Source organism: Rhizobium sp. Root1334 (assembly GCF_001426665.1).
Lineage (GTDB): Bacteria > Pseudomonadota > Alphaproteobacteria > Rhizobiales > Rhizobiaceae > Pararhizobium.
The window spans coordinates 418,176-432,048 of record NZ_LMEY01000029.1; the positions used below are offsets into that span (position 1 = coordinate 418,176).

General features: G+C 59.8%; 11 protein-coding genes. 6 read left to right on the forward strand and 5 right to left on the reverse strand.

Features of this window, described 5'->3' with window-relative positions; translation table 11 throughout:
- Nucleotides 1-91 precede the first annotated feature (91 nt).
- Together ASD36_RS26805 and htpX are read right to left on the reverse strand one after the other, a co-directional pair.
- Nucleotides 92-1,510, reverse strand: a complete 1,419-nt coding sequence (locus ASD36_RS26805; RefSeq protein ID WP_060512085.1) for an RsmB/NOP family class I SAM-dependent RNA methyltransferase — start codon at nt 1,508-1,510, stop codon at nt 92-94.
- Nucleotides 1,507-2,469 (reverse strand): zinc metalloprotease HtpX, encoded by a 963-nt coding sequence (gene htpX, locus ASD36_RS26810; RefSeq protein ID WP_060502522.1) that lies wholly within the window; start codon nt 2,467-2,469, stop codon nt 1,507-1,509. The genes ASD36_RS26805 and htpX overlap by 4 nt, the downstream gene beginning before the upstream one ends.
- Nucleotides 2,470-2,585: 116 nt before the next feature.
- Between htpX and ASD36_RS26815 the strand changes: the two genes are divergently transcribed.
- Together ASD36_RS26815 and ASD36_RS26820 are read left to right on the forward strand one after the other, a co-directional pair.
- On the forward strand, nt 2,586-2,786 hold the full coding sequence (locus ASD36_RS26815; RefSeq protein WP_112834679.1) for a DUF1674 domain-containing protein: 201 nt from the start codon (nt 2,586-2,588) through the stop codon (nt 2,784-2,786).
- A gap of 14 nt (nt 2,787-2,800) precedes the next feature.
- Complete coding sequence (locus ASD36_RS26820) at nt 2,801-3,490, forward strand: thermonuclease family protein (protein ID WP_244481943.1); 690 nt, start codon at nt 2,801-2,803, stop codon at nt 3,488-3,490.
- Here ASD36_RS26820 and acs read toward each other — a convergent pair.
- Complete coding sequence (acs, locus tag ASD36_RS26825) at nt 3,465-5,414, reverse strand: acetate--CoA ligase (protein ID WP_060502520.1); 1,950 nt, start codon at nt 5,412-5,414, stop codon at nt 3,465-3,467. The two genes, ASD36_RS26820 and acs, sit on opposite strands and share 26 nt — an antisense overlap.
- 236 nt (nt 5,415-5,650) lie before the next feature.
- Here acs and ASD36_RS26830 point away from each other — a divergent pair, with 236 nt between their 5' ends.
- Together ASD36_RS26830 and ASD36_RS26835 are read left to right on the forward strand one after the other, a co-directional pair.
- Nucleotides 5,651-6,352, forward strand: coding sequence for a DUF1013 domain-containing protein (locus ASD36_RS26830; RefSeq protein WP_060502519.1), 702 nt, complete (start codon nt 5,651-5,653; stop codon nt 6,350-6,352).
- Nucleotides 6,353-6,631: 279 nt separating this feature from the next.
- Nucleotides 6,632-7,663 carry a purine nucleoside permease gene (locus ASD36_RS26835; RefSeq protein ID WP_060502518.1) on the forward strand — a complete coding sequence of 344 codons (1,032 nt, stop codon included), beginning with the start codon at nt 6,632-6,634 and terminating at the stop codon, nt 7,661-7,663.
- 157 nt (nt 7,664-7,820) lie between these two features.
- On the opposite strand, the gene ASD36_RS26840 is transcribed toward ASD36_RS26835, so the two are convergent.
- Together ASD36_RS26840 and ASD36_RS26845 are read right to left on the reverse strand one after the other, a co-directional pair.
- Entirely contained in the window at nt 7,821-9,728 is a 1,908-nt protein-coding gene (locus ASD36_RS26840; RefSeq protein ID WP_060502517.1) for a propionyl-CoA synthetase, read from the reverse strand.
- Nucleotides 9,729-9,844: 116 nt separating this feature from the next.
- Nucleotides 9,845-10,504 (reverse strand): YggS family pyridoxal phosphate-dependent enzyme, encoded by a 660-nt coding sequence (locus ASD36_RS26845; RefSeq protein WP_060502837.1) that lies wholly within the window; start codon nt 10,502-10,504, stop codon nt 9,845-9,847.
- A gap of 211 nt (nt 10,505-10,715) precedes the next feature.
- Here ASD36_RS26845 and leuS point away from each other — a divergent pair, with 211 nt between their 5' ends.
- Nucleotides 10,716-13,346 (forward strand): leucine--tRNA ligase, encoded by a 2,631-nt coding sequence (gene leuS, locus ASD36_RS26850; RefSeq protein WP_060502836.1) that lies wholly within the window; start codon nt 10,716-10,718, stop codon nt 13,344-13,346.
- Nucleotides 13,333-13,866 (forward strand): LPS assembly lipoprotein LptE, encoded by a 534-nt coding sequence (gene lptE / locus ASD36_RS26855; protein ID WP_060502516.1) that lies wholly within the window; start codon nt 13,333-13,335, stop codon nt 13,864-13,866. Before leuS ends, lptE begins: the two co-directional genes overlap by 14 nt.
- Nucleotides 13,867-13,873 lie beyond the last annotated feature (7 nt).

The window sequence follows — 13,873 nt, forward strand, 5'->3', positions numbered from 1 at the left end:
AAACTTTTATGGATCGTACCCGTATTGTTTAGGGCAAAGGCACAAGGAGCGTCAATTGACGCCCGTCATGTGCCTGTTGACAGAGATGTCCCTAAATCTTGCGGCGCAGGACGACGGCATAAAAACCATCGAGACCACCTGCGAACCCGTCCTGCGGATCGATCATGGCCGGCGTGGTGCGGAATTCGCCGAGCGAAGTCACCGCATTTTCGAGACCAGGCCAATCCGCCGGGTTAATCGCTACCCGTTCGCAATGGCCATCAGCCAGGACGCGTTCGGTGACGACTTCGCCTTCGCGTGTATCCAGCGAGCAATTTGAAAAGACCACAAGGCCGCCGGGCTTGACCAGGGTCAGGGCATGACGCAGCAGCTTTTCCTGCAAAACGGCCAGCTTTTCGATATCCTCCGGCCCCTTGGTCCACAGAACATCCGGATGGCGGCGGATCGTGCCGGTCGAGGAACAGGGCGCATCAAGCAGGGCGGCATCGAACAGCTCTTCGGTGCGGAAATCAGCCATGTTGATTTCCTGGGTGGTCGCTTCCAGCCCCAGACGGGCAAGATTGCCCTGAAGCCGCTTGAGGCGGCTCGCCGATTGATCGAGTGCCGTCACCTCGGCACCGGCGAGAATGAGCTGTGCCGTCTTGCCGCCGGGTGCGGCGCAGAGGTCGATGACACGCTTGCCAGCAAGGGGGCCGAAAAGCCTGGCGGGAAGGGCGGCGGCGGCATCCTGTACCCACCATTCGCCATCATCGAATCCGTCCAGCGAAGGAACCGCGCCGGAAAACCCGGCAAGACGCACAGAACCGGTCGGCAGAAGGCGGCCATTCAGCCGCTCCGCCCAGCTCTCCGGGTTGGATTTGACGGTCAAATCGATAGCAGCAGGGGTCAAAAGTGCGTCGGCGATGCGGCCTGCCTCGTCGGCACCGTAATAGGAGACCAGCCGTTTGTGGAACCAAGCCGGAAACGCCGGGATCTTTTCACCGATATTTTCAAGCAGATCCCGCTTTTCGCGGGACATGCGGCGCAGCACGGCATTGACGAGACTGGCGAAACGCTTGTTGCGCGGATCGATCTGCGCTTGCTCGACTGCAAGATCGACGGCGGAATGATCGGGAATATCCAGATAGAGGATTTGCGCCGCGGCCACCGTCAACACATGATCAAGCGCACGGGCGCCTTCCGGCAGCGGATTTTGCAGCAAGGAGCCGATCATCGCCTCGATGCGCGGCAATTGCCGCAGGGCCGAGTTCAGGATCGCGCGAACCAGCGCACGGTCGGCCTCATTCAGCTCGCGATAGACCGGATTGCCGTTGCCGGCATCCAGCATGCCATCCAGCGAGGTTTTGCGATCGACAACGGCGGCAAGCATTTTAGCGGCGGCCTGCCTGGCCCGGATTCCGGGCTTGTCACTGCGTTCGAACGCCGGATTCTCCGAACCATCGCCGCGCGAACGGGCAGGGCGTTTATTTCGTTTCGGGCGCGAATCATTTCTATTGTCGTCAGACGTCAAGACCAGGGACCTTTTTTCGGTGGTTCAGAACCACCGCGACCCCAGCCTGTCGGCGGCACGGAGCGCGATTTGCGCACGGGATTATCAGCCCTGACCGGCCGCGTCGAGACCGGCTGCATTTCTTGCGCCATCTGTTGCAAGGCAGCGATGCGGTTTTCCGTCGCCGGATGGGTGGAGAACAGGTTGTCCATGCGCTCCCCCGACAATGGATTGATGATAAACATATGCGCCGTGGCCGGATTGCGTTCGGCTTCGGCGTTCGGCACCTGATGGGCGAAATTGGAGATTTTGGCCAGTGCCGATGCCAGGGCCAAAGGCTTGCCGCAGATCTCGGCACCGCGCCGGTCGGCCGAATATTCACGCGTCCGGCTGACGGCCATCTGCACGATCATCGCCGCGAACGGCGCGACGATCATCGCCACCAGCACACCGATGAAGCCGAGCGGATTGTTGTTTTCACGATTGCCGCCGAAGAAGAAGGCGAAATTGCCGAGCATCGAGATCGCGCCGGCAAGCGTCGCCGTCAGTGTCATGGTCAGCGTGTCACGGTTTTGCACGTGAGCCAGTTCATGCGCCATGACGCCTGCTACTTCATCATAGGTCAACGCATTCAACAACCCGGTGGATGCGGCCACCGCAGCATTTTCGGGATTGCGGCCGGTGGCAAAGGCATTCGGCTGCGGATTATCGATGACGTAGACCTTCGGCATGGGCAGTCCGGCGTTCCCCGCGAGATCACGGACGATACCGTAATATTCCGGGGCTGTACGCTCGTCGACTTCCTGGGCGCGGTACATGCGCAGCACCATGCTGTCGGAGTTCCAGTAGGAAAAGAAGTTCATACCGGCCGCAATGACAAGCGCGATCATCATGCCGCCCCTTCCGCCGATGAGGAAGCCGACCGCCATGAACAACGCGGTCATGAAGGCCAGAAGCATCGCGGTGCGCATCAGGTTCATCAGTCAGATCTCCAAAGTTGCCGATGTTTCACGTGAATCATGGTTTCGCTTGAACAAAGGTTTCCTATATGATGGGGACATTAGGCGCATTCTTCAACTTTTTCGCGGAAATTCGCATGCAAAACGACAACGACAATTCGGCACTGGAGCCGCGCAAACCCCTTTCGCCCGCAGCAAAGCGCGCGCTGGCCGAAGCTGACGAACGCCGCAAGGCGCAAAAGCCGGTCGAACTGCCGGAAGAACTGGGCGGGCGTGGCGGCGCGGAGCCATCGCGCTTTGGTGACTGGGAGATCAACGGCCGGGCAATCGATTTCTAAGGAAATAATTCCTGTTGATCTGCCGTCATGAACGGTATATTTTCCTATTCATGATGTTTCGCTCGATCCCGTTTTCCGTCGCCACTCTGGCAACCATTTCCCTGGTCGGCTCTTCGCATGCCTCTGAATCCGGCAAACGAATCGAAATCGCCGGGCCGGTGACTGCAGACGTCATCCGTGTCATCGATGGCGACACAATTCTGGTGGCGGCGAAACCCTGGCCGCAACAGACCATGGAAGTCTATGTCCGGCTGCGCGGCATTGATGCGCCGGAGCTTAAATCGGCCTGCGCAGCCACGCGCGATGCCGGACGGCAGGCGCGGTCAGCGCTTGCAAGCCTGACCAGCGAACAGGGCGAAATCCAGTTGACGCATATTTCCGGCGACAAGTATTTTGGCCGGGTCGTCGCCGATGTCAGCCTTTCGGATGGGCGGAATCCGGCTCAGGAAATGCTGCTGGCGGTTATGTCTCGCCTTATGATGGCGGACGAAAATCAAAGGCCTGTACGTCGTTTTGGTGAATCAGCGGGGTTATCCACTTCTCCCCAGCGGGGAGAAGTGCCGAACGGGTGCGAGGCGATGGGGGGCACGGCACATTACGAGCGCTTGGTCCCTCATCCGGCTTCGCGCCACCTTCTCCCTATGGGGAGAAGAGGGAACATGCTGACCTTTCAGCGCTCTATTTCTTGTTTTGACGGTTGGTGATCAGGTCATCGACAACCGCCGGATCGGCGAGCGTCGAGGTATCACCGAGCGAGCCAAAATCGTCTTCGGCGATCTTGCGCAGAATACGGCGCATGATCTTGCCGGAGCGGGTTTTTGGCAGGCCGGGGGCGAACTGGATCTTATCCGGCGAAGCAATGGCGCCGATTTCCTTGCGGACATGGGTGACCAGCGCCTTGCGCAGATCGTCCGAACCGGTTTCGCCGACCATCAGCGTCACGTAGCAATAGATGCCCTGGCCCTTGATGTCGTGTGGATAGCCAACAACGGCGGCTTCCGAGACCGAATCATGGCTGACAAGCGCTGATTCGACTTCCGCCGTGCCCATGCGATGGCCGGAGACGTTCAACACGTCATCAACGCGGCCGGTGATCCAGTAATAGCCATCATCATCGCGGCGGCAGCCGTCACCGGTGAAATACTTGCCCTTGTAGGTGGCAAAATACGTCTGGATGAAGCGCTCGTGATCACCATAGACGGTGCGCATCTGGCCCGGCCAGCTGTCGGTGATGCAGAGATTGCCATCGGCCGCTCCCTCGATCACCTTGCCTTCGCCATCGACCAGCTGCGGCTGCACGCCGAAGAAGGGGCGGGTGGCGGAGCCCGGTTTCAGGGCAGTCGCGCCGGGCAGGGGGGTAATCAGGATCCCGCCGGTCTCTGTCTGCCACCAGGTATCGACCACCGGGCATCGGCCGTCGCCAACCACGTGATAGTACCATTCCCACGCTTCAGGATTGATCGGCTCGCCGACCGAGCCGAGCGTGCGCAGGGATTTGCGCTTCGAGCGGGTGACGAAAGCGTCGCCTTGACCCATCAGTGCCCGTATGGCGGTCGGTGCGGTGTAGAAGATGTTGACCTGATGCTTGTCGACCACGTCCCAGAGACGGCCGGCGTCCGGATAGGTCGGGACGCCCTCGAACATCAGCGTCGTGGCGCCATTGGCCAGCGGACCGTAGACGATATAGGAATGGCCGGTGACCCAGCCGACATCGGCGGTGCACCAGTAGATGTCGCCTTCGTGATAATCGAAAACATATTGATGCGTCATCGACGCATAGACGAGATAACCGCCGGTCGTGTGCAAGACGCCCTTCGGCTTTCCAGTCGAACCGGACGTGTAGAGGATGAACAGCGGATCTTCGGCATTCATCGGTGCCGGCGGACAAATCGCTTCGACGTTGGCGACGGCCTGATGGTACCAGATATCACGCTCGGAGAACCAAGCGATCTTGCCGGCTGTGCGGCGAACGACGATCACCGACGTGACCTCGACGCCGCCGCGCGAAGCGATCTCGATAGCCTGGTCGGTATTGGCTTTCAGCGGGATCGGCTTGCCGCCGCGCAGGCCCTCATCGGCAGTGATGACGACCGTGGATTCGCAATCGACGATACGGCCGGCCAGGGCATCCGGCGAAAAACCGCCGAAAACGATCGAATGCACCGCACCGATGCGCGTGCAGGCGAGCATCGCATAGGCGGCTTCCGGGATCATCGGCATGTAGATGGTGACGCGGTCGCCTTGTTTGACGCCGTTTGCCTTCAGCACATTGGCGAGGCGGCAGACGTGCTCATGCAGCTCGCGATAGGTGATCTTCTTGTCGTCATACGGATTATCGCCTTCCCAGATGATCGCCACCTGATCGCCGCGCTTTTCCAGGTGTCGGTCGATGCAGTTGTAGGAGACGTTGGTGACGCCATCCTCGAACCACTTGATCGACACATCACCGTCGAACGACGTGTTCTTGACCGTCGTGTAGGGCTTGAACCAGTCAATGCGCTTGCCATGCTCGCCCCAGAAAGCTTCAGGGTTTGTGACACTTTGCTGGTACCACGCCTGATAGGTCGCATCGTCGATAAGCGCGCGCTTGCGGGCGGATTCCAGGATCGGATAGGTTTTGGCAGACATGATGATTTCCTCCCTGCACAGGCAGTTTCAGGCGGCGCATCTCCTCGCGCTCGCCCGCTTCGGGCGCCATACATATCAGGTCAAGGCACGGCGTCCATTAGACAAAAGGTCATTTCTTCAAGAAGAATTGCATTTCTGAGAGGACGAGGGTATAGAGGCGCTAATTTCCCGGAAATTAAGTGGTTACACCCCCACGGCCCGCGACACCGGCGCGGACGGACAGAAGGACTATATCCATGGCTCAACAACTGCTTATGCCCAAAGCGACGGCCGTATGGCTTGTTGACAACACTGCCCTGTCGTTCGAACAGATCGCCACGTTCTGCAAGCTGCACCCGCTGGAAGTCAAGGCAATTGCCGACGGCGAATCCGCGCAGGGCATCAAGGGCCTCGATCCGATCGCCACCGGTCAGCTGTCGCGCGACGAGATCGCCCGCGCCGAAGCCAATCCGAACCACAAGCTGAAGATTTCCGAACCGAAGGTTCGCGTCCCGGACAGCAAGCGCAAGGGCCCGCGCTACACCCCGGTTTCCAAACGCCAGGACCGCCCGAACGCCATTCTGTGGCTGGTACGCAACCATTCTGAACTGAAGGATGCCCAGATCTCGCGTCTCGTCGGCACCACCAAATCGACGATCGAGCAGATCCGCGAGCGCACCCACTGGAATTCGACCAACCTGACAGCCATGGACCCGGTTACGCTTGGTCTCTGCACGCAGATCGACCTCGACCTGGAAGTTGAACGCGCCAACAAAGGCCGTCCTTTGCCAACCGCAGCCGAACTTGGCGCCACTCTGGAAGCCTCGAAGGAAACGGAAAAGCTGCCGTTCTCCTACGATCGCGAAGAGGAAAAGGAAATCGACGCCGACGCCGTCTTCTCCAAGCTCAAGGCCCTCAAGTCCGATCGCAAGGACGAAGACGAAGACGACGCCTTCTGATTGGAGAATATAGTTTCCAACAACAAAACCCGGATCGGCTGATCCGGGTTTTTTGTTTTCTGCGGCATGTACTGACGGTTAAAACGGCAATCTGCCTTGGGAAGGCTCAAATAGATCCGGCAACAATCGCCGGAGCGGCTCAACTGGCCACATACCCGGGCTTGCGATCATTCCAGCGATGGGGAAGGATAGCGGGCACGAATCTTGCTTCGCTCTCAGTATCGGTCTGCCCCGCCTTGGGGCAAATCGTTTCCCTTCACGCCAAATCCAGGATCCCGCATGCCTCGTCTCCTTTCCGTCCTCGCGCCGATCGCGGCTGCAGCCTCGGCTGTTCTTTCCACGGCCACGATCGCTTCCGCCGCAGATGCCGTTGCGCCAAAAGTTCTCGTCGTCACCATGTTCGGCGAAGAAGCCAAACCCTGGATCGAAGCGCGCAAGCTTGAGACGAAGATAAAGGTTCCGGGCCTTTCGAAGGAATATCCGGATGTCGCCTGCGACGCCGAGGGCCTGTGCGTCATGACGACCGCCATGGGCTTCGCCAATGCCGCAAGTTCCGTATCCGCCGTGGTCTACAGCGGTCTTTTCGACCTCAAGCAGACCTACATCCTGATCGCCGGCATTGCTGGCGTCGATCCGAACGACGCAACACTCGGCTCCGCACTCTGGGCTCGCTATGCCATCGATGGCGGCTTGCGGCACGATATCGACCCGCGCCAAATTCCCGCCGACTGGCCAAACGGCATGGTCGCGCTGGGCGCCAAACATCCGGGCGAGAAACCCAAATGGGGTTCGGGAACCGAAGTCTACAAGCTCGACGAAGCATTGCTCGAAAAAGCGTTTGCGTTGACAAAGACGATCGAACTCGCCGACGGCGACAAGGCAAAAGCCTACCGCGCCACCTACCCGGCAGGCCCGGGCAGCAGCGCCCCGATCGTCGCGATCTGCGACACGGTCTCCATCGACACCTACTGGCATGGCTCGAAGATTGCCGAGGGCATGCAGGAATGGGCGTCCTTGGTGACCGACGGCAAGGCGAACTATTGCACCACCCAGATGGAAGACAACGCGTCACTGACGGCACTGCGCCGAGGCGCTGACGCCGGACTTGTCGATTTCAACCGGATCGCCCTTTTACGCACCGCCTCCAATTTCGACCGCGAGGCACCGGGACAGACAGCTGTCGAATCCCTATCGGCAGAGTCCGGCGGCTTTCTTCCCTCCACCGCCAATGCCTACCGTGTCGGCTCGACATTTGCGAATGCCGTCATCACTGATTGGGCTGAATGGTCAAAGGGCGTACCCGGCAAATAATGGCAACAGAGATGCACCCGATCGCCGATGGCGATCGGGTGTCCGGCATCCATGTGGAAGCAGAGTTTTGGAGCCCACTGGCCAGCGGAGCCTCACCTCTCTCCGATCGAGGCTCTGACCATCATCCCGGACTCCGGCTAATGGTCGTTGCCTGTTGCTAGAGACCGATACCGCGCGTCTGCAGCACCGCGGCGATTTCGTCGAGCACGGCCGGATCGTCGATGGTCGCCGGCATCTTCCAGTCTTCGTGATCGGCAATCTTCTGCATCGTGCCGCGCAAGATCTTGCCCGAACGCGTCTTGGGCAGACGCTTGACGCAGATCGCCATCTTGAAGGCTGCCACAGGGCCGATGCGCTCACGAACAAGACCAACGACCTCCCTCTCGATATCGGCTGTTTCACGGGAAACATTGGCATTGATGACCAGGAAACCGGCGGGCACCTGACCCTTGATCGGATCGGCAATGCCGATGACCGCGCATTCGGCCACATCGGCGTGGCTGGCGCAGATTTCCTCCATGGCGCCGGTGGAGAGGCGATGGCCGGCGACATTAATGATATCGTCGGTGCGCGACATGATGAAGATGTAGCCATCCTGATCGATATAGCCGGCGTCGGCCGTTCGATAGTAACCGGGGAATTCGGCAAGGCACGTGTCGTGAAACCGCTGATCGGCGTTCCAGAATGTCGGCAGGCAACCCGGCGGCATTGGCAGCTTGATGACGACATTGCCCAGCGTTCCGGATTCCACGGGGTGACCGGCGTCATCCAGCACCTGCACGTCATATCCCGGCAGCGGCACGGCGGCAGAGCCATACTTCACCGGCAGCAAACCGAGCCCGATCGGGTTTCCGGCCACGGGCCAGCCCGTTTCCGTTTGCCACCAATTGTCGATGACGGGAACACCGAGTTTCTCTTCTGCCCAGGCGACCGTATCCGGATCGGCGCGTTCGCCCGCCAGAAAGAGGGCCTTAAAACTCGACAGGTCGTAACGGTGGATCAATTCGCCCTGCGGATCCTCCTTGCGGATGGCGCGAAAAGCAGTCGGCGCCGTAAACAGCGTGGTCACGCGATGCTGTTCGATCACGCGCCAATAGGCGCCAGCATCGGGCGTGCCCACCGGTTTTCCTTCATAGAGGATTGCCGTCGAGCCGTTCAGCAGCGGCCCATAGACGATGTAGCAGTGGCCAACGACCCAACCGATATCAGATGCCGCCCAAAACACCTCGCCCGGCTTGATACCGAAGAAATGCTGCATAGACCATTTAAGCGCGACCATGTGGCCGCCATTGTCACGCACGACGCCTTTCGGCTGGCCCGTAGTTCCCGACGTATAGAGGATATAAAGCGGATCAGTGGCCAGAACCGGCGTGCAGGGCACGTCGGCGCCTTGCTGTTTGGCTGATGTAACAGCGGCGGCGAAGTCTATGTCGCGGTCCGCTTGCAACTCGGCCTTCAACATGGACCGTTGAAAGACAAGGCAATGCTCCGGCTTGTGCCGGCTGATCTCGATCGCCGCATCGAGCAACGGCTTGTAGGCAATCGTTTTACCAGCCTCGATGCCGCAACTGGCCGATAGGACCAGCTTTGCCTCGCAATCGGTGATGCGGGTTGCCAGTTCACTCGCCGCGAAACCACCGAAAACAACGGAGTGAGTGGCACCAATACGGGCCGAAGCGAGCATGGCGAACACGGCCTGCGGGATCATCGGCATGTAGATGATGATCCGGTCGCCCTTGCCTATCCCCAGATCGCGATAGACGGAAGCGAGCGCCACGACCTCATCAAGCATGGCCCGGTAGGTCCAGTGTTCGACGGTGCCGGTCACCGGACTGTCGTAAATCAACGCGTTCTGATCGCCGAGCCCCACTGCTACCTGGCGATCGAGGCAATTGAAACAGGTATTGGTTTCACCCCCGGGAAACCAGCGCCCGTAAACGCCCTGACCGGGATCGAAAACCCGATCGAACGGCTGGAACCAGTCAATCTCGCGGGCTGCTTCGGCCCAGAATGCCTCCGGCTCCTGTTTCCATGCACTGTAAACACCGGAATAGCTGCTCGCCATTGCCGTCTCCTCCACTTCCATACCGGATGAACCGGCCTCCGCAGAGAAGCATAGGAGATTGCCGGAGCAGGGAGAAGCCAGACGAAAGCGTTAGACCTTCAGAACGAGCTGACGGTTCAGCGTGTCCCGAAGATCGCCGAGCCGACACGAACGCTGGTGGCGCCAAACTGTACGGCAATATCGAAATCGCCGGACATACCCATGGAGAGCTTTTTCAGGCCGCACCGTTCTGCAAGCTTGGCAAGCAGCGCGAAATGCGGGCCGGGATTTTCATCCGCCGGCGGAATGCACATCAACCCTTCCACCGGAATGCCGATCGTTTCTCTGCACAGTGTGACGAAAGCCACGGTATCATCCGGTGCGATGCCTGCCTTCTGCGGCTCAAGCCCGGTATTGACCTGGACATAGAGGCGAACGGGCTTGCCTTGCCGTGTGATTTCCGCCGCAATGGCACGAGCGATCTTCTCGCGATCGATGGTCTCGATAACATCGAATAGCGCTACGGCATCCGCCGCCTTGTTGGATTGCAGCGGGCCGATCAGATGAAGCTCGATGTCAGCGGTTTCCGCCTTCAGCTCCGGCCACTTCCCCTGCGCTTCCTGGACGCGGTTTTCGCCGAAAGTCCGCTGGCCTGTTGCAATCACGGGACGGATAGCATCGGCATCGAAGGTCTTGGAGACCGCAACCAGCGCAGCGGTTCCAAACGGACGACCAGCGGCATCCTCTGCATCGCGAATCCGGCTCAAGACATCATTCAACCGTTCTTCCACGTTCATCGCCATCATCTCCATCACTTTCAGCCTGAGGGGCGCAATAGTCAAACTGAACAGGACTGCCAAGCCGTAATCACCGGATGTCGGCCAAATGCTTCAAAGTTTTGCCTCAAAGCCTTCCAAAACTTGACGCTACGCTTGTTTCATGGTGAAGGTCACGCCAAATATCCAGGGGACTGATTTCCCCTCGCCCAATTTCCGGAACATCGATCATATGGCTACCGAACGTTACAATCCGCGCGATTCTGAACCCCGCTGGCAACAGGAATGGGAAAAGAACAACGTCTTCACCACGGACAACACCGATCCGCGCGAAAAATATTACGTCCTCGAGATGTTCCCGTATCCGTCGGGCCGGATTCACATGGGCCATGTCCGCAACTACGCCATGGGCGACGTCGTGGCGCGCTACAAGCGGGCACGCGGCTATAACGTCCTGCATCCGATGGGCTGGGATGCTTTCGGCATGCCGGCGGAAAATGCCGCGATGGAACGCGGCGTGCACCCGGCCGCCTGGACCTACCAGAACATTGCCTCGATGAAGGCGCAGCTGAAGGTCATGGGACTGTCGCTTGACTGGTCGCGTGAGTTCGCCACCTGCGACGTCGAATATTACCAGCATCAGCAGCACCTGTTCGTGGATTTCCTCGAAAAGGGCCTCGTCTACCGCAAGCAGTCGAAGGTCAACTGGGATCCGGTCGATAACACCGTTCTGGCCAATGAACAGGTGATCGATGGACGCGGCTGGCGCTCCGGTGCCTTGGTCGAACAGCGGGAACTGACACAATGGTTCTTCCGCATCACCGATTTCAACCAGGACCTGCTCGATTCGCTCGACACGCTGGATCAGTGGCCGGAAAAGGTCCGTCTGATGCAGAAGAACTGGATCGGCCGCTCCGAGGGTCTGACCATCCGCTGGGAAATCGTTCCAGGCACCGGTGCAGCAGACACGACCGAAGTCGCCGTCTACACGACCCGGCCGGACACGCTGTTTGGCGCCTCCTTCCTGGCCATTGCCGCTGATCATCCGCTGGCGCGCCAGGCGGCGGCCGGTAACGCAGAGATCGAAACCTTCTGCGAGGAAACCCGCCGCGCCGGCACATCGCTGGCAGCGCTGGAAACGGCTGAGAAAAAGGGCATCGATACCGGCATCCGCGTCAAGCACCCGCTTGACCCGAGCTGGGAACTGCCGGTCTACGTCGCCAATTTCGTGCTGATGGACTATGGTACCGGCGCGATCTTCGGCTGCCCGTCTGGCGACCAGCGCGACCTCGACTTCGCCCGCAAGTACGGACTGCCGGTTGTTGCCGTGGTGATGCCGAAGGACGGCGACGCTGCAAGCTTTACGATTGGCGATGAAGCCTATGTCGGCGACGGCGTGATGATCAATTCACGCCATCTCGACGGCCTGACGATCGAAGAAGCCTTTGACAAGGTGGCCTCGGGCCTGGAGCAGGCCTCGCTCGGCAATGCACCGCAGGCTGAGCGCAAGGTCAATTTCCGCCTGCGCGACTGGGGCATTTCCCGCCAGCGCTATTGGGGCTGCCCGATCCCGGTTATCCATTGCGACGATTGCGGCGTCGTCCCCGTGCCAAAGGCTGATCTGCCGGTCAAGCTGCCTGATGACGTCACTTTCGACAAGCCGGGCAATCCGCTCGACCGTCACCCCACATGGCGTCACGTGTCCTGCCCGCAATGCGGCAAGGACGCACGCCGCGAAACCGACACGATGGACACGTTCGTCGATTCCTCCTGGTATTTTGCCCGTTTCACGGCCCCATGGGAAAGCAAACCGACCGATCCGGCAGCAGTCGATCACTGGCTGCCGGTCGACCAGTATATCGGCGGCATCGAGCATGCGATCCTGCATCTGCTCTATTCACGCTTCTTTACCCGGGCAATGAAGGCCACGGGGCATGCCGGTCTCGACGAGCCCTTCAAGGGCCTGTTCACCCAGGGCATGGTCGTGCACGAAACCTATAGCCGCGGGCAGGGCGCTCAGCGCGAATGGGTGACGCCGGCCGAAATCATCATCGTCGAAACCGACGGCAAGCGGCAGGCAAGCCTAATTGAAACCGGCGAACCCATTACCATCGGTTCGATCGAGAAAATGTCGAAATCGAAGAAGAACGTTGTCGATCCAGACGATATCATTGCTTCCTATGGCGCTGATACCGCGCGCTTCTTCGTACTTTCCGACTCGCCCCCCGATCGCGATGTGATCTGGTCGGAAGCCGGCGTCGAAGGCGCCCACCGTTTCGTCCAGCGCCTGTGGCGGCTGGTGTCCGAAGCGTCGGACGCACTGAAAGCCGTTGAAGCAAGACCCGCTTCCACTGGTCCTGCTCTGGCGATCTCGCAGGCCGCCCACAAGACGCTGAAAGCCGTTCAGGCGGACTATGACAAGCTCGCCTTCAACAAGGCCGTGGCGCGGCTCTATGAGCTCGTCAATACCCTTGCCAATCCGCTGACGCAGGTTGCGACGGGAACAGCGGATCAAGAGACCACAGCGGCCGCCAAGGATGCCGTGTCGATCCTGATCAGCCTGGTCGCTCCGATGATGCCGCATCTCGCCGAGCAATGCTGGCAGGAGATCGGCGGAGCGGGCCTGGTCGCCCAGACGGCCTGGCCGGCCTACAGCGACGCGCTGGTTGCCGAAAACGAAGTGACCATGCCTGTGCAGATCAATGGCAAGAAGCGCGCCGATTTGACAATTGCGCGGGATGCAGATCAGACTGCAATCGAAGCTGCCGTTCTGGCGCTCGAGCCGGTCAAGACCGCATTGAACGGACAAAACCCGAAAAAGATCATCGTCGTGCCGCAGAGGATCGTGAATGTCGTTGTCTGAAAAAGCTCAAAGATACGCGCAGATTCTGGCTTTCGGCACTCTTGCGGTCCTCGCCGGTTGCCAGGTCAAGCCGCTCTACTCGGATGGCCCGCAAGGCAAACCGGCAAAAGCACTTGCATCGATCGAGATTTCCGAAGCGGACGACCGTGTCGAGCAGGAAGTCCGCAATGCGTTGATCTTCCTGACATCGGGTGGTGCTGGCGAACCGAAGAACGCGCAATACAAACTGGCTTTGAACGTCACCAGTGAAATCCAGGGCGTTTTGTATGATCAGGACACCACCGACGACAATACCGACACCGCCGGTGCTGGCCGCGTCGTCGTCGCCGCCGACTATAATCTGACACGTGCCGATACCGGCGAAACCGTTCGCTCCGGTAACCGTACGGCCGTCTCGCTCGTCGACTTTCCGGACCAGGAATTTGCCAAGGTTCGGGCGAGACGCGATGGCGAAAAGCGGGCTGCCAAAGAACTGGCCGAGATCATCCGCGCCGATCTCGCAGCGGCACTCGGCCGCTGACCTATCA